The organism is Streptomyces sp. NPDC042638 (genome assembly GCF_040647235.1).
GTDB lineage: Bacteria > Actinomycetota > Actinomycetes > Streptomycetales > Streptomycetaceae > Streptomyces > Streptomyces rameus.
Window position 1 is genome coordinate 23,023 of the sequence record NZ_JBEZBT010000020.1, and the last position, 23,458, is coordinate 46,480.

Consider the following 23,458-nt stretch of genomic DNA (forward strand, 5'->3'; position numbering starts at 1 on the left):
CGGTGCTCTCGCTTGTCTCCAGTGTGGGGTGGACAGGCGCTCAGAAGCAAGAGCAGTGCTCTCTTTTCTGCTCGCCGCTCTCCTTTCGGTTCCCCGCTCTCTTCTGTGTGCGGCGCTCTCCTGGATGGCACACTGCTGGCATGAGCACCGCACAGGGCGCCCGCGCACGGGCCAGGGAGGAAGTCACCGCGGCCATCAAGGAGGCGGCGCGGGGCCAACTGGCGCAGGAGGGCGCGGCAAAGCTCTCCCTGCGGGCCGTCGCCCGCGAGCTGGGTATGGCCTCGTCGGCCCTGTACCGCTACTTTCCCAGCCGGGACGACCTGCTCACCGCCCTGATCATCGACGCCTACGACTCCCTCGGCGAGACGGCGGAGCAGGCCCGGGACGCCGCCTCCGAGGCCCCGCCACCGGTCCGCTGGCTCACCGTGTGCGAGGCGGCGCGCGGCTGGGCGCTCGCCCATCCGCACGAGTTCGCGCTGATCTACGGCTCGCCCGTGCCCGGTTACGCCGCCCCCGACACCACCGTCCCGGCCGCGGCCCGGATCGGGCTGGTCCTCATCGGCGTCGTCCGGGACGCCCACCTGGGCCCGGGCCTGGCCCGCCTGCCCCTGCCCGCCGAGCTGCGCCCGGAGGCCGAGCGGATGACCGCCGACTTCGCCCCCGGCCTGCCGCCCGAGACCGCGGCGCCGCTGGTGGCCGCCTGGGCCCAGCTGATGGGACTGATCGGGTTCGAAGTCTTCGGCCAGTTCCACCGGGTGGTGGAGGACCGCGAGGGATTCTTCCGGCACGCGGCCGGACGGCTCGGCGAGAGTGTGGGTCTGACCCCGTCCTGAGCGGCGTACTCCCCGGGGAGTACGTGTCATCACCTCGCCGGGCCGACGCCCCACGGCCCGGTGCCGTCTAGCGTGGCGTGCATGGAAGAGCAGCCCCGAGGCGGCCCCTCGCACTGGTGGCGGTACGGGCCCCCGTGGTGGAACCGCCCGGACGATCCCGAGGCGCACCGCGCCCGGCTGCCCTGGCGCTCCACCGTGCTGATCACCGCGGTCGTGCTGACCGGCAGCGCCTTCGCCGCGCCCGGCCAGCCGGACCGCGTGCCACTCGACGGCTCCGCGCGCGTGCTGCTGCTCCTCGCCTCCGTCCTGCTGCTGTGGCGCAACCGCCACCCGGTGCCCGTCGCGTTCGGCACGGCCGCCGCGGCCCTGGTCTACCTGGCGCTCGGCTTCCCCTACGGCCCGGTCTTCCTGACCGTCGCGGTGGGCTGCTTCAGCGCGGTCGTCGCCGGGCACCGGCGGGCCGCCTGGGCGGCCGTCGGGCTGCTGTGGGGCGGACATGTCCTGGTCTCGCTCTGGCTCCACCGATGGCTTCCGCCCGCCGGGGACCGCGGCGGGGGCCTCGGCCAGGAGATCGTCATCGCCACCTGGGTGCTGGTCGTCCTCGCCCTGTCCGAGCTGGCCCGGGTGCGGCACGAGCAGTGGACGCGGGAGCGCGCGGACCGGGCCGACGCGGCGCGGCGGCGCGCGGACGAGGAGCGGCTGCGCATGGCCCGCGAGCTGCACGACGTCCTCGCGCACAGCATCTCCGTCATCAACGTCCAGGCGAACATGGGGCTGGCGCTGTTCGACAGCGACCCGGAGCAGGCACGGGCCGCGCTCACCACCATCAGGTCCGCCGGCAAGGAGGCGCTCGGCGAGGTACGCCAGGTGCTCGGCGCCCTGCGCGCACCGGGCGCCGCGCCCCGCGCGCCCGCACCCGGCCTCGACCGGCTGCCGGAGCTGGTGGCACAGGCCGCGGCGGCGGGCCTGACCGTCGCGACCGAAGGCGCACCGCCACGGCTGCCGCCCGGCGCCGACCTGGCGGCCTTCCGCATCCTGCAGGAGGCCCTCACCAACGTCGTACGGCACTCCGGTTCGCGGCACGCGCGCGTCCGCTTCGACTACGGCGACGGGGCCCTGCGGCTGCGGGTCGACGACGACGGACCGGCGACCGGCGCGGACGCCGGGGGCAGTGGCAACGGGCTGGCCGGGATGCGGGAGCGGGCCGCCGCCCTGGGCGGCACCGTCGAGGCGGGCCCGCGCCCCGACGGCGGCTTCCGGGTGCTCGCCGTCCTGCCGTCGGACCTCCGGGAGGACCGGTGATCCGGGTACTGCTCGCCGACGACCAGGCGCTGGTCCGGGCCGGTTTCCGGGCGCTGCTCGACGCGCAGCCGGACATCGAGGTGGCCGGCGAGGCGGCCGACGGCGAGGAGGCGCTGCGCCGGGTGCGCGAACTGCGGCCGGACGTCGTCCTGATGGACATCCGCATGCCGGTGCTGGACGGTCTGGCCGCGACCCGGCGCATCACCTCCGACGCGGAGCCGGCGGACGTGAAGGTGGTCATGCTCACCACCTTCGAACTGGACGAGTACGTCTTCGAGGCGATCCGGGCGGGCGCCTCCGGCTTCCTGGTGAAGGACGCCGAGCCCGACGAACTCCTGCGGGCCGTACGGACGGTGGTCGACGGGGACGCGCTGCTGTCGCCGGGCGTCACCCGTCGGCTGATCGCCGAGTTCGCCGCCCGTTCCAAGGAGCCCGCGGCGGCCGGGGCCCTCGCCCGGCTCACCGAGCGGGAGCGTGAGGTGATGGCGCTGGTCGGCATCGGCCTCTCCAACGAGGAGATCGCCCGCCGGCTGGTGGTCAGCCCGCTCACCGCCAAGACGCACGTGAGCCGGACGATGGTGAAGCTGGGCGCCCGTGACCGGGCCCAACTCGTCGTGCTGGCCTACGAGTCGGGATTGGTACGGCCCGGCTGGCTGGGCTGAGAGGCGTGCCGGAAGCGCACCAGCACGGCGACCACCCGGGCCACGAACACGACCGCCGCGACCGTCACACCGAGCGGCGGCAGGACCTTGGACAGGGGACCCGGCAGGGAGAAGAGGAGCGCGGGGCCGGCCACGGCCCCGAACAGCACCGCCGCCGCGAACGCCGCGCTGACCAGCGCGTAGCCGATCTCGACCGTCGCCGCGTCCCGCTCCGCCTCGGAGCGGCGGCCCCCGTATGCGTACATTCCGTCAGTTTCACAGATGTGCGCCCGACGGGGCAAGGAACTCCCGCCGGGCGCACGCGCGGAAGCGTCCCCCGGGTCTTCCCCTCGGTTCGGACCCCGCGAGCCCGGCATAATCGTAGAGACTGCATGCGTGTGCATAATATGCAAGCGCATTTAATTACGGCGCAACGAATTCGTTTCTCTGCTACGGTGCGCTCATGGCGGCGACGGAAGCCGAGCAGGGGCTTGTTGAGCAGTGGCGGGGCATGCTGGCCCTGCACGCCCGCACCCAGTGCGAACTGGACCGGGCACTGCACGGGCACGGCCTGTGCGCGAGCGACTTCGAGGTGCTCGACCTGCTCGCCGAGGGCGTGGCGGCGGACGGCGACTGCGGCTACCGGGTGCAGGAGATCTCCGACCGGGTCCATCTCAGCCAGAGCGCGCTGTCCCGGCTGATCGGCCGCCTGGAGAAGGACGGCCTGGTCGACCGGGCGATGTGTCCGGAGGACCGGCGCGGGGTGCGGGTGGTGCTCACGGCGAAGGGGCGCGCGCTGCACGGCCAGGTACGGCCGGTGCAGCGCGCGGTGCTGGCCCGCATGCTGGCCGACGCCGGCTGACCGCCCCTCAGATCCCGGAACGCTCCCGCCACAGGTCCGCGAGCGCGGGGTCGCCGGTCACCTTCGGCACGGCCGTACGGTTCCACAGCGCCAGGTACAACTCATCGGCCGGTCCCGACAGTTCGGCCTCCGCAGTCCCGTCCGCCGTGCGCACGGCCACCGGCGGCTCGGCCGTCAGGCGTACGGTCCACACGGCGTCCGTCTCCGCCCCCGGACGCACGGCGCGCACCCGCAGGACGCGCGGTTCCTCGCTGCGCAGGCGGCTCCGCGAGCGGGCGTGGAAGCCGCGCAGCAGTTCGTCGATGCCGTCCACGGCGAAGTCCGGCGCGACCGGGGACGGCGTACCGCCGCGTGCCGCCTCGGCGTCGTAGCGGTGCACGGTCGTCTCGTGCGCCTGGCGCCGGGTCCAGAACGCCAGCGGCGACGGGCTGGGCGCGGGATGGAAGGTCCAGCACTCCAGATCGGCGGGCGCGGCGGCCAGGGTGTCCACCAGCAGGCGGTGGCTGTCCCGGTACCAGGCCACCAGCTCGGCGTCCTCCAGCTCCGGCGGGTCGCCGACACGGCGGGGCGCGGCGTGCCCGTCGGTGAGGTGGGCGGCGGCCCACCGGTGCACCGTGCCGGTGTGCCGCAAGAGGTCGCGTATCTGCCACCCGGGGCACGTCGGCACCTTGGCGTCGGGTCCCGCGGCGGCGGCAGCCCCCGCCAGCGCCCGGCCCTCGCGGTCCAGGGTCTCGAGGAAGTCGGCAGTCTCCATGGAGTTGAGTGTGCCGGACGGGAACGGTCCGGCGATCCCGGCCCGGTGCCTTCCCGCGGCTCCGCCGGACGCTCCGGTACGGCACCCCGATGAGCCGCTGTCCGAAGGGCACGAGCGAGCGCGCGCGGAACCGTGCCGGTACGGCGTCAGCGGTCCAGTACCCGGCGGGTGGACGCCCCGATGGCGGCGGCGACCGCGGCCAGGGCGGCCACGCTGGTGAGTGCGGTGGGCAGGGAGAACCAGTCGGCCATGAACCCGATCGCCGGCGGCCCGAGGAGCATGCCGCCGTAGCCCAGGGTGGAGGCGACGGCGACGCCGGACGGACCGGCCAGCGCACCCGCCCGCTCCACGGCGATCGGGAACAGGTTGGCCAGACCGAGGCCGGTGACCGCGAAACCGGTCAGCGCGGCCCACGGGGAGGGTGCGAGCGAACCGAGGAGCATGCCGGCCGCGGCCACGGTGCCGCCGGCGATCACGGTCCGGGCCCGGCCGAGCCGGGCCAGCAGCGCCGACCCCGTCAACCGGCCGACGGTCATGGCGAGCGCGAAGCACGCGTACCCGGCGGCCGCGGTGCCGGCGGAGGCCGCGAGGTCCTGCTGGAGGTGGAGCGCGCCCCAGTCGGCCATCGCTCCCTCGCCGTAGGCCGTGCACAGCGCGACGAGCCCGAAGACCACCACGAGCCCGCGTCCGGCCCGCCTGCCCGCGGCACCGCCGTCCGTCCCGGCTGCCCGGGACGGTGTCCGCTCCGGTGGCGCGGGCGAGTCGTACCGCACCAGGGTGCGTCCGGCGACGGCGGTGACGAGCAGCCCGGTGACGGTGAGGCCGAGGAGATGGCGGGTGGGGGAGAGGGCGCCGGCGACCAGCCCCCCGAGGCCCGCCCCCACCATCCCGCCCAGGCTGAAGGCGGCGTGGAAGCTGGGCATGATCGGCCTGCGCAAGGCGGCGACCAGGTCGACGGCCGCGCTGTTGAAGGCCACGTTGACACCGCCGTAGGCCGCCCCGAACAGCAGCAGGACGGCTCCCAGCGCCGGCGCCGAGTGGGTGAGCGGCGGCAGCGCGACGCTGAGCGCGAGCACCGCCATGCAGACCACGGTCACCGGATGACTGCCGTAGCGGCGGCACAGCCGGCCGGTCAGCGTCATGGTGAGCACGGCCCCCGCGGACACCCCGAGCAGGGCGAGCCCGAGGGCACCGGCGGAGGCGTGCGTCTGGTGCTTGATGTCGGGGATGCGGACGACCCACCCCGCGAAGATGAACCCGTCCAGTGCGAAGAAGGCGGTGATCGCCACGCGCAGTGCCGTGAGGCTCCGGCCCGGCACGACGCTGTGCGATCGGGTTTTGTTTAGTATCGGCACAAAAGGCAGCCTAGGGGGGCGGCGGAAGACGGGCAAGAGATCGGGCGGCCGGTCGCCCGGCCGCGCCGCGTGCCGCGGGGCGCACTCGTGGGCCGTCCTGGATGTGCCGCGGGGCTGCCTGGCTCGTCCCTGGATGTGCCACGGGGCGGCCTGGCCCGTCCGTGGATGTGCCGCGAGGTGCGCTGGCCCGTCCCTGGGTGGCGAATTCCATGGGTCGTTGCAACACCGTGGTGAGTTGATCAAGCCGCGAGCAGTTCAGAGACCGCGCAAAGAGGCTCGTGGCTCCGGCCCCTGCTACCGGGTTCGGGTCTGTCGTGGGGCGTTTCACTGGTGCCGTCGTGAAGTGCCGGGCGCAGCGTCATGGGCGTTCGATTCGGTCGGCTGGTAATCAACTCGGGCCGGATGGACCGAAGCGAAAGCTGTGGTGAGCTGGTCCAGCAGAGGTACTGCGCAGGGATGGGGGTCGCGGCGTGGCGTGATCGCGTAGATCCCACGCGTGGGGGGCCCGACGAGGGGCGTGGTGGTGACGTCGGCCCGCAGCGCGCACGTCATCACCCCGGGTATCAGCGCGATGGCATGACCGGTAGCGACCAGGGCCAGCTTGCCGGGCAGATCGGCCGCGGTGAGGTCGATGCGGGCGCTGACTCCCGCACGGGCGGCGTGCTGGCGCAGGAGCGCCGCAGAGCCGTCGTTGTCCTCGACCCAGGTCTCGTCGGCCAGCGCCTGGATGCGCACCGGTCCGCACCCGGCCAGCGAATGGCCGGCGGGCAGTACGACGACCATCTCGTCCAGCCCGAGGAACCGCCGGTCGACCCGCGGGTCGGCGGCCAGCCCCGGCGGAGCGTCTGTGACGACGGCGATGTCGAGATCGCCCGCGATCACGCGGCCGTGCAACTGTGCGCTCAGGCCGGGGAGCAGGCTCCACCGAACCGGTCCGGCCTGCCTCAGCAGGCCCCGGAGAGCCTCAGGAACGATCCCCGCGGCGAGAGACGGAGTTGCTCCGATGGCCAGGGGCCGATCACACACCCCGTTGCAAACATCTCGTACCGCGCGAACGGTGCGGTCGGCCTCGTTGAGCGTGGCGAGGGCATGGCGCCGGAATACCTCACCGGCCGGCGTCGGACGCACACCACGCGCATGGCGCTCCACCAGAGGCACGCCGAGCTGCCGCTCCAGCCCGGCGATCTGCCGGGAGACGGCCGATTGCGTGTGATTCAGCTCGGCTGCCGCCGCTGACAGCGAGCCGACCCGGCACACGGTCACGAAAGCCCGCCACACAGTCAAGTCCACGACGGCAGTGTGGCAGTCGGTATGCGGACTCCGCAGGGCGGGCTTGCGAAATCTGCGCTTGTCGCATCTGTCGAGGTGCACCAATGTGGCGCGCATGACCACACCACACACGACTGCCGTCCTCGGTCTGGGGCGCATGGGTGGCGCGATCGCGACACGACTGGCTGCCCAGGGCTGGGACGTCGTCGGCTGGACACGCTCAGGGCGCGCGTCAGGCACTGTGAAGATGACCGGCGACCCGAACGAGGCTGTGGCCCAGGCGGACCTTGTCCTCCTGGCACTGTTCGACGGCCCGGCCTGCCAGAAGGTCCTCGACGATGTCCGTGACTCGCTGCGAACGGACACGATCGTGCTCAACACCAGCACCATCGCCCCCGCCGAAGCAACGAGGCTGGCCCGGCAACTTGGCCCGTCCTACGTCCACGCGCCTCTTCTCGGCCCGCTCCCGACTGGCATCACCGTGCACCTGGATGCCGGATACGACTCGGACATCACCCGCGCTCTGCTCGACGCACGTGGCCTGCAAGGACAGATCGCCCACAAGGGCGAGAAAGCTCCCGTCCAGGCCACCGGACGCCGGCAGGTCGAGCGAACCCACGCCTGGCAAAACGCCTTCCGTCGCCTGGCCCGCTGCTACGAACGGTGAACCACAGTGATCGACGCGTTCTTCGACCTCACCGACACCATAATCACCATTCGTAGCCTCATCCGCCGAGCATGGACGACGCATCGCTGGGACGACCGCCCCACCCGATGCCCATGAACACTCACCAATGTGCGCGGCCTGTTAGACAGACGCTCGGCTGGGGTTTCCCAGCCGAGCGTCCTGCGTGGGCGGCCGTTGAGTTCGGTGGCGACCGCGTCCAGGTCCATGCGGATGTGCCGGGTCAGGTCGGTGCGCTGCTGCCGCGGCCGGGGGCCCGGCCGCCTGCCGCTTCCTCAGCGGCGCCCCAGTACCTCGGCGATGCGGATGAACCCGTCCGTGCCGTGGCCCAGACCGATGACGCGGCGGGCCATGCCCTCTGCCGCGCGCATGACGCCCGCGTCGATGCCATGCCCTTCAGAGGTCTGCACGATGTGGGCCATGGACGAGGCTGCCGAGGTGATCGGGTTGCCCTCGCCGGAGAAGTCGCCGCTGTCCACACCCTCCGCGGCCTGCTCGAAGAGTGGCGGGATGATCGCGCCTATGCCCTTGGCCAACGGGGCCAGCTCCTGCGCGGTGACACCCTCAGCCTTGGCCACCGCCAGGGCGTGTGCATAGCCCGCCATGGCAGTCCAGAAGATATCCAGCAGCGCGATGTCGTAGGCGGCCGCCCGGCCGATCTCCTCGCCAAGATGGGTGTGTGTGCCGCCCAGCGCCTCAAGGACAGGTAGATGCTTGCGGTAGAGCTCCTCGGGACCGCTGTGGATGAAGACCGCGGCAGGCGTTCCGATGGTCGTGGTCGGTGTCATGATGGCGCCGTCCAGGTATTGGATGCCGTGCCCGGCCGCCCAGGCCGCCGTGTCGCGGGCCCGGGCCGGGGTGTCGGCGCTCAGGTTCACCACCGTGCGGCCCTTGAGCGCGTCGGTAACCGCCTCGCGCCGCAGAATGGCGTCCACAGCGTCGTAGTTCACCACGCAGGCCACGGTCAGCCCGCTCGCGGCGACCGCCTCTTCTGCGGATCGGGCTCCGACTGCGCCTCGCTCGACCAGATCGCGGTTCCTGCCCGGTGTCCGGTTCCAGACCGTCGTCCGCAGGCCAGCATCCAGGAACGCTCCGGCCAAAGCTCGGCCCATCGGCCCGAGACCCAGCACGGTGACGGCAGACTGTTGGGGGTGTGAAGACATGTTTGTTCAGCCTCTGTAGAAGTATTGGAAGAAAGTGATGAAAGGGGCTCACGTGACGCGAAGCCGCGCCAGGGACACAAACGTCTGCGGAGTGACGGCCGCGATTGCCGTGATCGACGGCAAGTGGAAGACCGTTCTGCTGTGGCTGCTGGAATCCGGTCCGTGGCGCCCCGGGGAGCTGCGGCGTCGGCTGCCGGGCCTCAGCGAGAAGGTACTGACTCAGGCGCTCCGCGAGATGGAGGCTGACGGACTGGTGCACCGGGTGGTGCATGACGAGCTACCGCTGAAAACGGTGTACTCCCTCACCCCGTTCGGCCGCGAGCTCTCGGAGGCCCTGGGGCCTGTCTCGGATTGGGGCCACCGCCGCCTGGAGAAGCTCGCCCAGGCAGAGTCGGCCTCCTGACGCATGGTCACTCCCGCCTCACTCAGATTCGGCGCCCCTCACGACGCCGTGTGACCAGGTTCCGCTCTGCCTCCCTGCACCGACAAGTACCCACAAATAAGTGGGTACTGAGGGTGGTGGTCTCCGTCGCAGATGCGGCGGAAGCCGGCTGATGGTGGTGGTGAGTGCCTGGTGGAAGTGCTCGGCCCGGTGCCCGTTGGGCACGTGTACCAGCATGGTGAAGCGGGTCGTGCGCTCGACGAGTGTGCCGATGGCGGAACGGTGACCGGCGCCGCCGATGCAGTCGCCTTCCCAGTGGCCGGGGACGGCACGGTCAGCCGCTTCGGCGGGCCGGTCGCTGATCATCACCATGGAGGCGGTGAACCGGGGCTGCGGCCGGTAGGTCCACTCGGCGCCGCGCCAGAGCGCACCGTTTCGGCGTATCTCGCGGCTGATGGTCGAGGGACTGCGGCCCAGCTCGGCGGCGATCGTGCGGAGGGATGCCTTCTCCCGCAGCCGGTCGGCGATGTGGACGCGCTCGTGTTCACCGAGGTACCGGCCGGAGGAAACGGGGACGGCCGCTCGTTGCGAACGAACGGGCGGCTCGAGCCTGCCGCTGTTGAGCAGGCGGCCGTTGTGCCACCCGCGAGCGGTCCGCACGTGCACACCACACGCTTGGCCGCCGCTGCACTGCTGTAGCCCTGTAACCCTGTTGCACGAGCAGAACGGAAGGTTGTGCGGTGGGGCGTTACTTGCCGCCCGTCCGTGAGCGCTCGAGACTCCGCGCGGCGGCGCGGCGGCCGTCGCGCCATCGCAGCAGAACCGGTGGCAAAGGAGGCGTATCGGACGTGCGTGCCGGTGAAGAGCGGAACACCTGCCCGAGCTGGCCGCGCGGGCGGCGTCGGGACGGCCGGCGCAGGGGTCTGCCCGTACCTGCCCACCTGCGGTTCCACCCGCTGCGCGCCACGCGGTGGGGCAACCGGGGCCGGGAGTAGGCGCGTTCGACGGGTGGATGTGTGTGCGGGTTCCGGAACGCGGGGTGGATACGGGACGGTTAATGCTCGCTCACGAGCTGGTTGCGGGCGGGTGAGCGCGCCATGATGGGCCCATGACGTTGGCCTCGCGTGCGCTCGCGCAACTGGCGACCTGGCCGGATCTCCGACAGACCGCCCCGAGCTGCGGTCTGGGCCGGGCGCTGAGTTCGGTCCAGGGGGAGATCGTCCACTTCCACTCCGAGCGTGATGTCGATCTGCACCTCACCGACCGGGCCGTCAGGCGGTTCGCCAAGGACCTCAAAGGCTCGGGTGCGATCAGGATCGTGCCCGGCTCGCAGTGGGTGACCCTGCGCCTGGACGCCGCCAGCGACGTCGACCTGCTGCTGACGCTGGTGAGCGTGGCACTCCAGGCCCCGCAGACGTGGCCCGACCCGGCCGACCGGCCGGTGGTGGGCTGCAACGACCAGCGGGGCGCCGGGTTCGTGAAGGCCGACCTCAGCGGTTACTGAACCGGGGGCGACCGGCCGAGCCTTCACCCAGGTCGGCCAGGTCGGCCGCAGGAGCGGGCACAGACTTTCGCGCGGCACCGACTCAGGGCGTTGCGCGCCATGTCGGCCGAGCGCTACGCCGCGGTCGTGCGGGGAGACGGCGACTGATCCAGGCTTCACCGGAGGCACGGCCCGGCCGCCCGCTCCGGGTCACACCGCCAGCACCCGGACGCCCGCCTCCTCCAGCCGTCGTACCGTCTCCGGCTCCGCCGTCGAGTCCGTCACCAGGGTGTCCACCAGTTCCGTCCCGCAGATCCGGGCGAACGCCCGGCGGCCCAGTTTGCTGGAGTCGGCGGCGACCACCACGCGCTCGGCCCGCTCGCACAGCAGTCGGTTGATGGCGGCCTCCGCCTCGTCGTGCGCCGCCGCCCCGTGCGCGACGTCGAAGCCGACGACACCGAGTACGGCCATGTCGAGCGTGATCTGGCTCAGCACCCCGTCCGCGAGCGGGCCGATGAGTTCGTACGACTGCGCGCGCGCCACCCCGCCGGTCACCACGATCTTGAACTGGGGGCGTACGGCAAGCTCGTTGGCGATGTTGAGCGCGTTGGTCACGACGGTCAGCGCCGGGGAGCCGGTGGACAGGTCGCCCCGCACGGCCAGCGCGCGGGCCACCTCCGTGGTGGTCGTGCCACCGGTCAGACCCACCGCCTCGCCCGGAGCGACGAGCTCGGCCACCGCCTTGGCGATGCGCTGCTTCTCCGAGGCGCGCCGGGCCGTCTTGTAGCGCAGCGGGAGTTCGTACGACACCCCGTGCACCACGGCTCCGCCCCGGGTGCGGACCAGCATCTGCTGTTCGGCGAGCTGGTCGAAGTCGCGGCGGATGGTCGCCGCCGACACCGCCAGCTCGGCGGCCGCCTCCTCGACGTCCAGCCGACCGCGCTCGACGAGCAGTTCCAGCAGCGCCTTCCAGCGGGCGTCCCGGGACATCCGCAGCCTCCGTTCCGCTTCTTCCGGCCGTTCTCCGACCGCATCAGGTCTCCCGGCGACCCTAGCGCACCCGGCCTGACACCGAATGCTTGATTGTGTTCGAAAGCTCGCTATATCTTGCAGGAACAATCAGCAAGGGGAGGGTGTGGGCATGACCCATGTCGAGAACGAGCTGAACACCCAGCCGGAGTGCTGGATACGGGCGGCCGAGGAGGCCGGACGGCACCGGGGCGCACTGCCGGAGCCGGGGGAGCGGGTCGCCGTCGTCGGGTGCGGGACCTCGTACTTCATGGCCCAGGCGGTGGCCGCCCTGCGCGAAGGGGCCGGGCAGGGCGAGACCGACGCGTTCGCCGCCTCCGAGTTCCCGTACGGGCGGCCGTACGACAGGGTCGTCGCCCTCACCCGGTCCGGCACCACCACCGAGGTGCTGGAACTGCTCGCCAGGTCGGCCGGGCAGGCGCGTACCACCGCGATCACCGCCGACCCCGCCACCCCGGTCAGGACAGCCGCCGACGACCTCGTCGTCCTGGACTTCGCCGACGAACGCTCCGTCGTCCAGACCCGGTTCGCCACCACCGCACTCACCCTCCTGCGCGCTCATCTCGGCCTGCACACCGACGCGGTCGTCACCGACGCGCGCACCGCCCTTGCCCTTCCCCTGCCCGAAGGACTCGTGGACTGCACGCAGTTCACCTTCCTCGGGCGCGGCTGGACCGTCGGGCTCGCCAACGAAGCCGGACTGAAGATGCGCGAGGCGTCCCTCTCCTGGACCGAGGCGTACCCGGCGATGGAGTACCGGCACGGCCCCATCAGCGTCACCACCGAGGGCACGGCCACCTGGATGCTCGGCACGGCGCCCGACGGGCTCGCCGAACAGGTTCGCACCACCGGCGCGTCGTGGATCGAGGGGGAGTTGGACCCGCTCGCCGAACTCGTGCGCGTACAGCGGCTCGCGGTGGCCGTGGCGGCTGCCCGGGGGCTCGACCCCGACCGGCCGCGGCACCTCACCCGCTCGGTGATCCTCACTCCCTGAGCCCGCCGGTCCCGTCCAGGAAGGACACCTCACGTGCCCCTCGTGCCCACCGGCGAGCTGGTCACCCGGGCCGCAGCAGCCCGCTCCGCCGTCGCCGCCTTCAATGTCATCACCCTGGAACACATCGAGGCCGTCATCGCCGGCGCCGAGTCGGCCGGTGCGCCCGTCGTCCTCCAAGTCAGCGAAAACGCCGTCAAGTTCCGGTACGGGCGGCTCCTGCCGCTGGCCCGCGCGGCCGTCGCCGCCGCCGAAGGGGCCGGTGTGCCGGTCTCGTTGCACCTGGACCATGTGCAGAGCGACGACCTGCTGCGCCAGGCGCCCGACGCCGGGTTCGGCTCGGTCATGTACGACGCGGCCCGCCTGCCGTACACCGACAACCTCGCCGCCACCCGGGCCGCCACCGACTGGGCCCATGACCAAGGGCTGTGGATCGAGGCGGAGCTGGGGCAGATCGGGGGCAAGGACGGCAGCCCTCCGCTGGACGCGCACGCACCCGGCGCACGCACCGACCCGGCTCGGGCACGGGACTTCGTCGCGGGGACCGGCGTCGACGGTCTGGCCGTCGCCATCGGCAGCGTGCACGCCATGACCACCCGTACGGCCCGGCTCGACCACGGACTGCTCAAGCGGCTGTCCGCCGCGCTGCCCGTGCCGCTGGTCCTGCACGGCTCCTCCGGTGTGCCGGACGACGCGCTGGTCGCGGCGGTCGCCGGCGGCATCGCCAAGGTCAACGTCGGTACTGCGCTCAACGCCGCCATGACCGGGGCGATCCGCGCGTTTCTCGCCGCCAACCCGGAGGCGGTCGACTCCCGGAAGTACCTCAGCGTGGGCCGGGACGCGATGGCGCGCGAGGTGACCCGCATCATCGGCGTCATCGCCCGCACCCCCGCCTGACCAGACCCCCCGACGGTGATGCCCGTGCGGTCACCGCCGGGCTCCCCGTCCCGCCCCCTCGCGCCCGGCCCCGTCTCACCCCCTCTTGACCGCCTTCAGCACCACGAACTTCGGGTCGCTCGCGACGAGTCGGCTGTTTCCGAACAGGCGTTTCAGCTTCACGTGGTAGCCGAGGTGGCGGTTGCCGATCACCCACAGCTCGCCGCCCGGACGCAGCGCGCGCTTCGCCCCGGTGAACATGCGCCACGCCGTCGCGTCCGTGGTCGCCTGGTGGGAGTGGAACGGCGGGTTGTTCAGGACCAGGTCGACGCTGCCGGGCGCGACCCCGGCCAGCCCGTCCCCCACCCGGAACTCGGCGTGCCCCGGCACCCCGTTCGCCTTGTACGTCGCCTCCGCCGAGGCCACCGCCTGGAACGACTCGTCCACGAACAGCACCTCGGCCGACGGATCCGCCAGCGCCACCGCCGTACCGACCACACCGTTGCCGCAGCCGAGGTCCACCACGCGCCCGGCCCCCGGAGCGGGCAGGTGCTGGAGGAAGAAGCGGGTGCCGACGTCCAGCCGGTCGGCGCAGAAGACGCCCGCGTGGTTGACCACCGTGTGTCCCGACACCGCGCCGACGCCGTCCGGTACGGCGTAGCTGTACGGCCACGGGTTCGCGGGCCGATCCAGGGCCGGAGCCGGGGTACAGAGGATCAGCCGGGCCTTCTGCCGGGCCAGGGAGGTCCGGGTCGGCCCGATGATCCGCTCGAACAGCTGGAGCGTCGAGGAGTGGATCTCCTTCGCCATGCCCGTGCCGATCACGACGGTGTCCGCGTGCACGGCGGGCGCCAGCCGCAGCAGCTGGTCCTCCAGCAGCGCCAGGCTCTTGGGCACCCGTACCAGCAGCACGTCCACCCGCTCCGGTGGCGGGTCCTGCGTGGTGAGGAGCCGTACGGCACCCGGCTCCACGCCCGCCCGCGCCAGGTTCGCGCGGGTCGCCTCCTGGCTGAGGAAGGAGTCCGTGATCTGCGTCGGCCGGTGCTCCGCCAGCGCGGTGACCAGCGCGCCCCAGCGGTCCCCGACCACCACGACCGTACCGGTGAGCGGCACTCTCTCCTCGGCGAGGTGGCGCAGCAGGTACGCGTCGGAGGCGTCCCAAGCACGCAGCCGGTCGCGCGGATCCTCGGGGAAGCGGGTCAGCTCGACCTCGCCCCACGGTGTCGTCATACGGTCGCTCATCGTGCGTCCAGGCTAGCCGAGCCGCAGATCAGAGGCCGTGGGGCAGGATGGGGGCATGGAGGAGGAGCTGTTCCCCCGGGAGCGCGCGGAGGTCGCGCCGGGCGCCGTGCACGTCCCGGACTGGCTGGACACCGAGCGGCAGCGCGCCCTGCTCGCCGCCTGCCGGGAGTGGGCGCGGCCTCCCGCCGGACTGCGCACGGTCCGCACGCCGGGCGGCGGCACGATGACCGCCCGCCAGGTCTGCCTGGGCTGGCACTGGTACCCGTACACCTACGCCCGCTCCGCGGTCGACGGTGACGGCAGCCCCGTGAAGCCGTTCCCGGAGTGGCTCGGCGAGCTGGGCCGGCGCGCGGTGACCGACGCGCTGGGGCCGTCCGCCGTACCGGCCGAGCCGTACGACATCGCACTGATCAACTTCTACGACGGCGACGCCCGCATGGGCATGCACCGCGACGGCGACGAGCGGGCGGACGCGCCGGTGGTCTCGCTGAGCCTGGGCGACACCTGCGTGTTCCGCTTCGGGAACACCGAGACGCGCGCGAAGCCGTACACCGACGTGGAGCTGCGCAGTGGCGACCTGTTCGTCTTCGGCGGGCCGTCCCGGCTCGCCCACCACGGTGTGCCGCGCGTCCGCCCGGGCACCGCGCCGGCCTGGCTGGACCTCGCCGGCCGGCTGAACATCACCTTGCGGGTGAGCGGCCTGTAGCCGGCGGCACAGGACCCACCGGGTACGGATCATGGGAGACTCGCCCTCATGAGCGGCAAGGCGGAACCCCGGACACCGGGGGAGAGGACCACCTCGAGGGCACGGCTGGACCGGGGGCGCGGGGCGCTGGGGCCGGCGCTGGAGCTGGTGCACACCGGACGTGCGCCGACCCGGGCCGTGCTCACCGCCGAACTCGGCGTCACCCGGGCCACGGCCGGTGCGGTGGCCGCCGAGCTGGAGGCGCTGGGCCTGATCCGGGTGGACGCCCGGCCCGGCTCCGCGGCCGGTTCCCAGGGACGCCCCTCGCACCGGCTGGAGGTCGCCGAGGACGGGCCGGTGGCCCTCGCGGCCCAGATCCACGCCGACGGCTTCCGGGCCGCGCTGGTCGGCCTCGGCGGACGGATCGTGGCGACCGCGCCCGGCTGCGAGACCGTCGACGCCGACCCGGCGAAGGTGCTCGGCTCCGTGGTCGAGGCGGGCGCGGAGCTGCTGCACAGGACCGGGCGGCGCTGTGTCGGCGCCGGACTCGCCGTGCCGTCCGCCGTCGCCGAACCCGACGGCCTGGCTCTCAACCCGCTGCACCTGGCCTGGCCCGTCGGCGCCCCCGTCCGGCAGATCTTCGCCGAATGCGTGCGCGCCGCCGGCATCGGCGGGCCCGCGTTCACGGGCAACGACGTGAACCTCGTCGCCCTCGCCGAGCACCGGCACGGCGCCGGCCGGGGCGCGCGCGACCTGCTGTGCGTGGCCACCGGGCACCGGGGTGTCGGCGGCGCACTCGTCCTGGACGGCCGTCTGCACACCGGAAGTTCCGGTCTCGCGCTGGAGGTGGGCCACCTCACGGTCAACCCGGAGGGCCGCCCCTGCCACTGCGGCAGCCGTGGCTGCCTGGACGTGGAGGCGGACCCGCTGGCCCTGCTCGTGGAGGCGGGCCGCGAGCCCGGCCCCGAGGTGTCGCTGCTCCAGCAGGCCGACGATCTGCTGCGCACCCAGTACGCCGACCCGGCCGTCCGTACGGCCGCCCAAGCCCTCATCGACCGCCTCGGCCTCGGCCTGGCCGGCCTGGTCAACATCCTGAACCCGGACCGCATCATCCTCGGCGGCCTGCACCGCACCCTGCTGGACGCGGACCCCGGCCGGCTGCGCGCGGTGGTCGCCGACCGCAGCCTGTGGGGTCAGAGCGGCGGCGTCCCGATCCTGCCGTGCACCCTGGACCACAACAGCCTGGTCGGCGCCGCGGAACTGGCCTGGCAGCCGGTACTGGACGATCCGCTGGGCGCGCTGGCCCGTTGAGCGGGCGACCCGTGACGCCCGGAGCCGTCAGTACGTCACGGTGATCCGCCGAGCCGGACCGTCCACGGTGACCGACCCGCCGCGCTCCTTCGGGGTGGCGCCCATGACGCGCGTGCCGGGGTATTCCACCGGTTCGAGGCCGAAGTCCGCCGCTCTTCGGGCAGTGGCCCATGGGCGTGCTCATGGCCAGTCGGTCCCGAACGCCCGCCCCGGATGCTCCGCGAGCACGCGGTCCACCAGCTCCGTGCCCACCGTCTCGGCCAGCCGCTGCCGTACCCGGCGCAGGAGGTACGGCATCCCGGGCCCGCCGTCGACCGAGCGCGCCCCGGCGGTCACGGTGTCCCCGCCGAGCAGCAGTCGGTCCCCGAACCCCGCCTCCGCCAGGGTCCCCACCGCCTCCGGCATCCTCCAGTCGGTGGCGTGATGGGTGCGGGACGGCCCGTCGAACGCCAGCCAGCAGCCCGCCGCGGCGGCCTGCCGGTGCACGACCGGGTCGGGGGAGCGGTTCAGGTGGCCCAGGATCACCCGCTCCCCGGCCACGCCCAACTCGCCGCACAGCAGGTCCACCACGTCCAGCGCGCCGGTGCCCAGCTCCAGGTGTACGGCGATGGGCGCGCCGGTGGCATGGTGCGCCTCGGCCGCCGCGGTCATGGTCCAGCGGGCGTGCGCGTCGAGCCCGTGGAAGCCACCCGCCACCTTGATCAGTCCGGCCCGTACCCCGGTCGCGCCGATGCCCTCGGTGAGTTCGGAGACGAACAGCGCGGCCAGCCGTCCGCCGCGCAGCCGGCCGAGCACCTCCGGTTCGTAGTGCGCCGCTTGGTGGAGTCCGGTGGCGCAGACGATCCGTACCCCGGTCGCCCGGGACAGCGCCGGCAGGTCCGCCGCCTGACGTCCCATGCCGTACGGCGTCCACTGCACGACGGCCGCCCCGCCCGCCGCGCGGAACGCCGCCAGCTCGGCCCGCGCGGCGCAGACGTCGGCCAGCTCCTGACCCGGCAACCGCGGGCTGCGCAGGAAGAGATGGTCGTGCGCGTCGCACACGCCCAGTTCGCCGGGCCGGACGTCGCCGAGGACCGTACGGACGCGCGTCACCACTGCCGTCCGCGCGCGATCCGGTCCCGGCCGGGTGCGGACAGGTGCAGCACCTCGAACACATCGCCGTCGGCCTTGGGCGCGTCGTGCTCCCACAGCGAGAAGTGCACCAGTTCCCAGCGGTGCGCGTCCACGGCCGTCGCGGCCAGCACCGCGCCGTCCTCGGCCGCCAGACGTTCCGCCTCGGCCACGGCGTCCTCCATCAGGACCGTCAACTCGACGCCCTCCGGCACCGGCCGGCGCCGCCGCACGGCGACCGCGGGGCGGGAGCCGGTGCCCTCGGCACAGCCGAGCCCGGTCCACTGCCGCACCGCGGGCCTGCCGAAGTCGTCGACGAGTCCCTGGAAGGCGCCGCCCCACAGGAAGCGGTTCATGCCTTCGAGCGTGTTCCACAGGTAGAACGGCGCGTACTGGTTCACCGGCGAGCCGTGTACGCCGCGTTCGCGTATCAGGTACGCCTTGAGACCGAGGCCCGCCCACTCCTCCAGCGCGGGGCTGACACGGGTGACCCGGGCGCGGATGATGCCCATGTCGTAGTCGGCGGGGAGGGTCATCTCGTACTGCAGGGCGTGCATCGAACGTGCCTTTCGTCGTGACGGGCGTGACGGGCGTGACGGCGTGAGCGCCGTAGTCAGTCGGGGTGGCCGGCGGCGGACACCTGGTGGCCCCACTCGGTGGTGGTGCCGTCCGCGGCGGCCTCGACGACCGCGAGGTGGGTCATGAAGGTGCGAGGTCCGGCACCGTGCCAGTGCCATTCGTCCGGCTCGATCCACACCGTGTCGCCCGCGCGGATCTCCTCCACCGCACCGCCTCTGCGCTGCACCAGCCCCTCGCCCTCCAGGACGTGCAGCACCTGGCCGTGCGGGTGCCGGTGCCAGGCCGTGCGGGCGCCCGGCGCGAAGTGGACGTTGAACATGCGCAGCCGGGAGGGGGCGGCGGGGGCGGCTATCTGGTCCAGCCAGACCGTGCCGGTGAAGTTCTCCGCCGGCCCCCTCAGGGTGTCGGGACGCCGTCTGGTGATGTGCACGTGACTCAGTTCTCCTGTCCGGGAGTTCGGGGCGCGAGCAGGGCGAGCAGTCCGCGTACGCCGGCGTCGAAGGCGGCGGGGGACCCGGAGGCGCGGGCGAGGACATAGCCGCCCTGCACGGTCGCGAAGACGGCGGCGGCGATCTCCTCGCCGTCCAGACCGGGCGCGAACTGCCCCTGCCGCTTGCCCTCTTCGACGATCGCGGCGATCCGCTCACGAATGGCGGCGATCGTCTCTTCGACCGGCGCGCGCAGTTCCTCGCTCGCGATCACGTCCGGGTCCATGGTGAGCCGGCCGACCGGGCAGCCGCGCAGTACGTCACGCTCGCGCAGCAGATACGCCTCGATGCGCTCGTACGGCGTGCCCGGACCGCCGAGAGCGGCCTCGGCGGCCGCCCGCAGCTCCTGCGCGGTGCGCCGGATGGCGGCCAGGGCGAGATCGGGCTTGCCCTTGAAGTGGTGGTACATGCTGCCCTGGCCGGCCCCCGCGCGCTCCAGGATCGCCTTGGGGCTGGTGCCCACGTACCCGCGCTCCCACAGCAGTTCGCGGGTGGACTCGATCAGTCGTTCCGGGGTGCTCATGCCGTCACTGTACATACTAGTAGTTACATAGCGCCAGTCCGTCGACGGACAGACGGGGTGAGTTCACCGGAAGCAGGAAGCAGGAAGCAGGAAGCAGGGCGGGCTCCGACCCGTACTCCCACGGGGGTACGCGCGGTGCCGCCGGCCGCACGACGACCCGGACCCCAGTCGGCGGGAACCTCGTGACAGCACCAGAAGACCCCGGCTCACGAGGGAGACGACCCGAGATGCAGACCCTGGCTCACTGGGACGGCGGGCCCGGCCCGTGGATCCTGTTCTTCCCGCTCGTCTGGGCGGCCGTCGCCGTCGGGGCCGTCACGGTCCTGCGCCGCACCGCCTGGCGCGGGCGCGGCGGCCCCCGGCGGCCGGTGGACGCGGCACGCCCGGCGGGCGGCTCGCCGCTCGCGGTCCTCGGCCGCCGCTTCGCCTCCGGCGAGATCGACGAGGACGAGTACTGGCGCCGCCTGTCCGTCCTGGAGGAGCAGTTCGGTCGTGCGGGCACGGGCGGTACGTCATGACCACGACGACGGTGGTGCGGACGCGGCCCGCGTGGCGGACGTCGTGAAGGTGTGGGCGACGGAAGGCGCAGGCAGTGAGGCGACCGCGGTACACGCCCTGGACGGCGCCGACGTCACTCCTGGGACGCCGGACGACGACGCCTGTTCATGCTGTGCCGCGACCGGACCGGCTTCGTCTTCCAGGCGGTCGACCTGGTGTCCACGCCGACCGCCGCGGCGACCGCCCGTCGGCGATGGCCCGCGCATCACCGCGCGGGCCGTCTCACTCCGTCGGCGCCGGGGACACCGGAACGGCGGCACCGGACCGGCCGCAGTCCGGTCAGCCCGGCACGGCCGACCGTGCCGGAGCCGGCGCCCCGGCCCCGGGCGAGGCAGGACCCACTGCGGGCGCGGGCGCCATGGTGGGCGGGGAAACCGTCCCCGGGGACACCTCCGCCCCTGCCCGGACGGAGGCCCCGGCCCCCGCGGGGAGGGAAGCCCCAGCCGGGAGGGAAGCCCCCGCCGGGAGGGAAGCCCCCGCCGGGGCGGACGTGACCGCCGGAGTGGGCGCCCCGGAAGGCCCAGCGACGACCACGGGAACCGGAGTACGGGAAGTACCAGCGAGGCTCGCGGGAGCCGGAGTCCCGGAAGGGCCGGCGACACCGGCCGGAACCGGAGCCCCGGACGGAACGGCGGTACCCGCGGTAACGGCCGTCCCCGCCGTGACGGTCGCCCCCGCCGTGACGGCCGTCCCCGCCGTGACAGCCGTCCCCGCCGTGACGGGGGTGGGTGTGGCCGCCGGTCGTACGGTTCCCCGCGGCGACCGCGCCGGATGGGCGGCGGCCGGCGCCGGGGCCGGCAGTGTGAACCACACGACCTTGCCGTTCTCGCCGTCCGGCCGTGCGCCCCAGCTCTCGCTCACCGCGGCCACCATCGCCAGGCCCCGCCCGCACGTGGCCAGCGGTGTGGCGTCCGGCGCGGCCGTGGCGTCGGACGGCACCGGAAGACGGGGGTCGTGGTCGTGCACCGAGACCGTGAGCCGGTCCGGCAGCAGCTCCAGCTCGACGGTGCACGACTTGTCGGGCCTGGCGTGCCGGTGGACGTTGCTCAGCAGCTCCGTCACACCGAGCGCGGCCCGGTCTATCAACGGGTCCAGATGCCAGTAGCGCAACTGCGCAGATACGATTCTGCGGACCTGGCCGATCCGCGACGGCAGGGCTTGGAGCTCCACCGTGCAGTGCCTGCTTGGGTGACTGATCACGGCTGCGACTCCCCGATGTGAGGTCCGGAGGAACCGGAAGAAACACGGAGAACAACGGATCCAGCAGGGTGCTTGCGTCCAAACGTCTGCCTGCTGTCGTGGCCGGCGGGCTGGTTCGCAGCGTTATCGCCGGTAAACCCAGAGTGACGTGAGACCAGCGTGACGCAGCGGAAGCGCTCCCGCAACTCGCCGCTACGGCCGCTACGGGCGCCGCTCAGCCGCCCCCTCCGCCCGCCGCGCGGCGGACCGCCTCGACGAACCGCCGTGCCGCGGGCGGTCCGGGCCGGCCGGGGGCGGGGTCCCGCTCGCCCAGCGTCAGCAGGTACCGCGTGCCGTTGACATCGGCCAGTGCCCGGTCGTCCGGCACGAACCACGGTGTGGAGGCGCGCACCGCCTGCACCGGCGCGCTGTCGATCTCGCTGCCGTAGCTGGTGAGCAACTGCAGCCTGCCGTCGCTGATCCGGACCTGTCCGGCCCGGGTGAGCGAACGCAGGCGTTTGCCTATGCGCACTCCTGTGGCCGTGAACTCCGGCTCCGCCATGTCCCGACGCCCCCTTGCGGTGTCTCCGTGGTTCCGTCTCGCGGTGTTTCCATGGTTCCGTGTGCGCCCCCGTCCGGGACGGGTCGTCCCGACGCGTGCAGTCTGCCCCGGGGAGGCGTGGAGCACCAGTACGCGCGGGGCGCCCGCGACAGCCGCCCGGAGCACTTGCGTCCATGCGCCCCCAGTCGGCTCGCACGTCTGTGCCCCAGAGCGTCTTTGGGTGGCTCAAAGCTGCGTTTATGCAGGTGGGAAGGTGTGTGAAAGGTGCCTATGCTCGACATGCCGGCCCGCGTGAGGCGCCGTCGGCGACGAGCGTAAGGAGCCCCTCAGTGAGCACCACCCCCCAGGCCAGGGCCGGCGCCACCCTCGACGTCGACCGCAGCGACGCCGCCTACCGCGGTTGGCTGAAAGAAGCCGTTCGTAAGGTTCAGGCCGACGCCAACCGGTCGGCGGACACGCACCTGCTGCGCTTCCCCCTGCCCGAGCGGTGGGGTATCGACCTCTATCTGAAGGACGAGTCCACCCACCCGACCGGCAGCCTCAAGCACCGGCTCGCGCGTTCCCTGTTCCTCTACGGCCTGTGCAATGGCTGGATCCGTCCGGACCGCCCGGTCATCGAGGCGTCCAGCGGCTCGACGGCGGTCTCCGAGGCCTACTTCGCGAAGCTGATCGGCGTACCCTTCATCGCGGTCATGCCGCGCACGACAAGCGCCGAGAAGATCCGCCTGATCGAGTTCCACGGCGGCCGGTGCCACTTCGTGGACGACTCCCGGAAGATGTACGAGGAGTCCGCCCGCCTCGCGGTGGAGACCGGCGGCCACTACATGGACCAGTTCACCTACGCCGAGCGGGCCACGGACTGGCGCGGCAACAACAACATCGCCGAATCGACCTTCCGTCAGTTGCAGTTGGAGCGGTTCCCGGAGCCGGCGTGGATCGTCGCCACGGCGGGCACCGGCGGCACCTCGGCGACCCTCGCCCGTTACGTCCACTACATGCAGTACGACACCCGTATCTGCGTGGCCGATCCGGACAACTCCTGTTTCTTCGAGGGCTGGACCGCCGGCGACCCGGACGTCACCTGCGACTGCGGCTCCCGGATCGAGGGCATCGGCCGGCCGCGCATGGAGCCGAGCTTCGTGCCCGGGGCGATCGACCGGATGATGAAGGTCCCCGACGCGGCCAGTGTCGCCGCCGTGCGGGCGCTGGAGGGCGCCATCGGCCGCAAGGCGGGCGGTTCCACGGGCACCGGCCTGTGGAGCGCGCTGAAGATCGTCGCCGAGATGGTGGCCGAGGGCCGTACGGGCAGTGTCGTCACCCTGCTGTGCGACCCGGGGGACCGGTATCTGGACAAGTACTACTCGGACGCGTGGCTCGCGGAGCAGGGCCTGGACATCACACCGTACGCGGCGGCGATCGACTCGTTCCTGGCCACGGGGGTGTGGCCGCGCTGAGACCGCCCGCCCCCGCCGCCCGTCGTTGTCCGACGGGCAGATGACGGGGGTGTGTGGGTTTGGTGACGTCTCAATTGGCGCTCGGGGCCCGCCGGTTGTGTCTGTATGGCTGATAAGATCATCCCACTTTTCAGTGGGCTGA

24 protein-coding genes and 5 pseudogenes are annotated in these 23,458 nt (G+C 72.8%); 14 read left to right on the forward strand and 15 right to left on the reverse strand.

Translation table 11 applies throughout. From position 1 onward, the window contains the following. Nucleotides 1-140: 140 nt before the first annotated feature. The 3 genes from AB0B40_RS18190 (at nt 141) to AB0B40_RS18200 (ending at nt 2,797) form a co-directional block, all read left to right on the forward strand. On the forward strand, nt 141-833 hold the full coding sequence (locus tag AB0B40_RS18190; protein ID WP_345055819.1) for a TetR/AcrR family transcriptional regulator: 693 nt from the start codon (nt 141-143) through the stop codon (nt 831-833). Between the two features lie 81 nt (nt 834-914). After that, a complete protein-coding gene (locus AB0B40_RS18195) occupies nt 915-2,135 on the forward strand; it encodes a sensor histidine kinase (protein ID WP_362264469.1) in 1,221 nt (406 codons plus the stop codon). Beyond that, on the forward strand, nt 2,132-2,797 hold the full coding sequence (locus tag AB0B40_RS18200; RefSeq protein WP_345055823.1) for a response regulator transcription factor: 666 nt from the start codon (nt 2,132-2,134) through the stop codon (nt 2,795-2,797). Before AB0B40_RS18195 ends, AB0B40_RS18200 begins: the two co-directional genes overlap by 4 nt. Here the strand turns inward: AB0B40_RS18200 and AB0B40_RS18205 are convergent. Further along, nucleotides 2,758-3,042 carry a DUF6332 family protein gene (locus AB0B40_RS18205; protein ID WP_345055825.1) on the reverse strand — a complete coding sequence of 95 codons (285 nt, stop codon included), beginning with the start codon at nt 3,040-3,042 and terminating at the stop codon, nt 2,758-2,760. The genes AB0B40_RS18200 and AB0B40_RS18205 overlap by 40 nt on opposite strands. Before the next feature lie 197 nt (nt 3,043-3,239). Between AB0B40_RS18205 and AB0B40_RS18210 the strand changes: the two genes are divergently transcribed. Next, nucleotides 3,240-3,638 carry a MarR family transcriptional regulator gene (locus tag AB0B40_RS18210; protein ID WP_362264471.1) on the forward strand — a complete coding sequence of 133 codons (399 nt, stop codon included), beginning with the start codon at nt 3,240-3,242 and terminating at the stop codon, nt 3,636-3,638. A 7-nt stretch (nt 3,639-3,645) separates the two neighbouring features. On the opposite strand, the gene AB0B40_RS18215 is transcribed toward AB0B40_RS18210, so the two are convergent. The 3 genes from AB0B40_RS18215 to AB0B40_RS18225 form a co-directional block, all read right to left on the reverse strand. Further along, nucleotides 3,646-4,392: a maleylpyruvate isomerase family mycothiol-dependent enzyme gene (locus tag AB0B40_RS18215; RefSeq protein WP_362264473.1), complete on the reverse strand. Its 747-nt coding sequence runs from the start codon at nt 4,390-4,392 to the stop codon at nt 3,646-3,648. Between the two features lie 146 nt (nt 4,393-4,538). Next, nucleotides 4,539-5,711 carry an MFS transporter gene (locus AB0B40_RS18220; RefSeq protein ID WP_345056035.1) on the reverse strand — a complete coding sequence of 391 codons (1,173 nt, stop codon included), beginning with the start codon at nt 5,709-5,711 and terminating at the stop codon, nt 4,539-4,541. A gap of 360 nt (nt 5,712-6,071) precedes the next feature. Next, a complete protein-coding gene (locus AB0B40_RS18225; protein WP_362264475.1) occupies nt 6,072-7,037 on the reverse strand; it encodes a LysR family transcriptional regulator in 966 nt (321 codons plus the stop codon). 94 nt (nt 7,038-7,131) lie between these two features. Between AB0B40_RS18225 and AB0B40_RS18230 the strand changes: the two are divergent. Further along, nucleotides 7,132-7,485: pseudogene (locus AB0B40_RS18230) on the forward strand (NAD(P)-binding domain-containing protein); the annotation flags it as partial. Next, a pseudogene (locus tag AB0B40_RS18235) lies at nt 7,471-7,800 on the forward strand (transposase); the annotation flags it as partial. The pseudogenes AB0B40_RS18230 and AB0B40_RS18235, both read left to right, overlap by 15 nt. Nucleotides 7,801-7,976: 176 nt before the next feature. Here AB0B40_RS18235 and AB0B40_RS18240 read toward each other — a convergent pair. Continuing rightward, nucleotides 7,977-8,864, reverse strand: a complete 888-nt coding sequence (locus AB0B40_RS18240) for an NAD(P)-binding domain-containing protein (RefSeq protein ID WP_345055831.1) — start codon at nt 8,862-8,864, stop codon at nt 7,977-7,979. Between the two features lie 52 nt (nt 8,865-8,916). Between AB0B40_RS18240 and AB0B40_RS18245 the strand changes: the two genes are divergently transcribed. Next, nucleotides 8,917-9,267, forward strand: coding sequence for a helix-turn-helix domain-containing protein (locus AB0B40_RS18245; protein ID WP_345055833.1), 351 nt, complete (start codon nt 8,917-8,919; stop codon nt 9,265-9,267). A gap of 195 nt (nt 9,268-9,462) precedes the next feature. On the opposite strand, the pseudogene AB0B40_RS18250 reads toward AB0B40_RS18245, so the two are convergent. After that, nucleotides 9,463-9,615, reverse strand: a pseudogene (locus AB0B40_RS18250) (IS30 family transposase); the annotation flags it as partial. A gap of 117 nt (nt 9,616-9,732) precedes the next feature. Beyond that, nucleotides 9,733-9,912: pseudogene (locus AB0B40_RS18255) on the reverse strand (IS30 family transposase); the annotation flags it as partial. Between the two features lie 442 nt (nt 9,913-10,354). Here AB0B40_RS18255 and AB0B40_RS18260 point away from each other — a divergent pair. Then, nucleotides 10,355-10,750, forward strand: coding sequence for a luciferase family protein (locus tag AB0B40_RS18260; protein WP_345055835.1), 396 nt, complete (start codon nt 10,355-10,357; stop codon nt 10,748-10,750). Between the two features lie 189 nt (nt 10,751-10,939). Here the strand turns inward: AB0B40_RS18260 and AB0B40_RS18265 are convergent, their stop codons facing one another. Continuing rightward, nucleotides 10,940-11,719: a DeoR/GlpR family DNA-binding transcription regulator gene (locus AB0B40_RS18265; RefSeq protein ID WP_345055837.1), complete on the reverse strand. Its 780-nt coding sequence runs from the start codon at nt 11,717-11,719 to the stop codon at nt 10,940-10,942. A gap of 151 nt (nt 11,720-11,870) precedes the next feature. Between AB0B40_RS18265 and AB0B40_RS18270 the strand changes: the two genes are divergently transcribed. Both AB0B40_RS18270 and AB0B40_RS18275 read left to right on the forward strand, forming a co-directional pair. Then, on the forward strand, nt 11,871-12,752 hold the full coding sequence (locus AB0B40_RS18270; RefSeq protein WP_345055839.1) for an SIS domain-containing protein: 882 nt from the start codon (nt 11,871-11,873) through the stop codon (nt 12,750-12,752). A gap of 33 nt (nt 12,753-12,785) precedes the next feature. Next, entirely contained in the window at nt 12,786-13,646 is an 861-nt protein-coding gene (locus AB0B40_RS18275; RefSeq protein ID WP_345055841.1) for a class II fructose-bisphosphate aldolase, read from the forward strand. 75 nt (nt 13,647-13,721) lie between these two features. Here the strand turns inward: AB0B40_RS18275 and AB0B40_RS18280 are convergent, their stop codons facing one another. Further along, the gene (locus AB0B40_RS18280) at nt 13,722-14,855 is read right to left on the reverse strand and encodes a methyltransferase (RefSeq protein WP_362264556.1); all 1,134 of its coding nucleotides are present in this window, start codon (nt 14,853-14,855) and stop codon (nt 13,722-13,724) included. Between the two features lie 67 nt (nt 14,856-14,922). On the opposite strand from AB0B40_RS18280, the gene AB0B40_RS18285 reads away from it, so the two are divergent. Beyond that, the gene (locus AB0B40_RS18285) at nt 14,923-15,573 is read left to right on the forward strand and encodes an alpha-ketoglutarate-dependent dioxygenase AlkB (protein ID WP_362264478.1); all 651 of its coding nucleotides are present in this window, start codon (nt 14,923-14,925) and stop codon (nt 15,571-15,573) included. Nucleotides 15,574-15,621: 48 nt separating this feature from the next. After that, complete coding sequence (locus tag AB0B40_RS18290) at nt 15,622-16,863, forward strand: ROK family protein (RefSeq protein WP_362264480.1); 1,242 nt, start codon at nt 15,622-15,624, stop codon at nt 16,861-16,863. A 180-nt stretch (nt 16,864-17,043) separates the two neighbouring features. On the opposite strand, the gene AB0B40_RS18295 is transcribed toward AB0B40_RS18290, so the two are convergent. Genes AB0B40_RS18295 through AB0B40_RS18310 form a run of 4 tightly spaced genes read right to left on the reverse strand, consistent with a single transcriptional unit; the run spans nt 17,044 to nt 19,578 of the window. Beyond that, nucleotides 17,044-17,955, reverse strand: coding sequence for a phosphotriesterase (locus AB0B40_RS18295; RefSeq protein ID WP_362264483.1), 912 nt, complete (start codon nt 17,953-17,955; stop codon nt 17,044-17,046). After that, nucleotides 17,952-18,530, reverse strand: a complete 579-nt coding sequence (locus AB0B40_RS18300) for a DUF4865 family protein (RefSeq protein ID WP_345055851.1) — start codon at nt 18,528-18,530, stop codon at nt 17,952-17,954. The genes AB0B40_RS18295 and AB0B40_RS18300 overlap by 4 nt, the downstream gene beginning before the upstream one ends. A 56-nt stretch (nt 18,531-18,586) precedes the next feature. Beyond that, nucleotides 18,587-18,982 (reverse strand): cupin domain-containing protein, encoded by a 396-nt coding sequence (locus AB0B40_RS18305; RefSeq protein ID WP_362264485.1) that lies wholly within the window; start codon nt 18,980-18,982, stop codon nt 18,587-18,589. 5 nt (nt 18,983-18,987) lie between these two features. Then, nucleotides 18,988-19,578, reverse strand: a complete 591-nt coding sequence (locus AB0B40_RS18310; protein WP_362264486.1) for a TetR/AcrR family transcriptional regulator — start codon at nt 19,576-19,578, stop codon at nt 18,988-18,990. A gap of 212 nt (nt 19,579-19,790) precedes the next feature. Between AB0B40_RS18310 and AB0B40_RS18315 the strand changes: the two genes are divergently transcribed. Further along, nucleotides 19,791-20,081, forward strand: a complete 291-nt coding sequence (locus tag AB0B40_RS18315; RefSeq protein ID WP_345055856.1) for an SHOCT domain-containing protein — start codon at nt 19,791-19,793, stop codon at nt 20,079-20,081. A gap of 823 nt (nt 20,082-20,904) precedes the next feature. Here AB0B40_RS18315 and AB0B40_RS18320 read toward each other — a convergent pair. Further along, nucleotides 20,905-21,321, reverse strand: a pseudogene (locus AB0B40_RS18320) (ATP-binding protein); the annotation flags it as partial. Between the two features lie 214 nt (nt 21,322-21,535). Continuing rightward, complete coding sequence (locus AB0B40_RS18325; protein ID WP_345055858.1) at nt 21,536-21,862, reverse strand: hypothetical protein; 327 nt, start codon at nt 21,860-21,862, stop codon at nt 21,536-21,538. A gap of 329 nt (nt 21,863-22,191) precedes the next feature. On the opposite strand from AB0B40_RS18325, the gene AB0B40_RS18330 reads away from it, so the two are divergent. After that, a complete protein-coding gene (locus AB0B40_RS18330) occupies nt 22,192-23,316 on the forward strand; it encodes a PLP-dependent cysteine synthase family protein (protein ID WP_362264487.1) in 1,125 nt (374 codons plus the stop codon). The last annotated feature ends 142 nt before the right edge of the window (nt 23,317-23,458 follow it).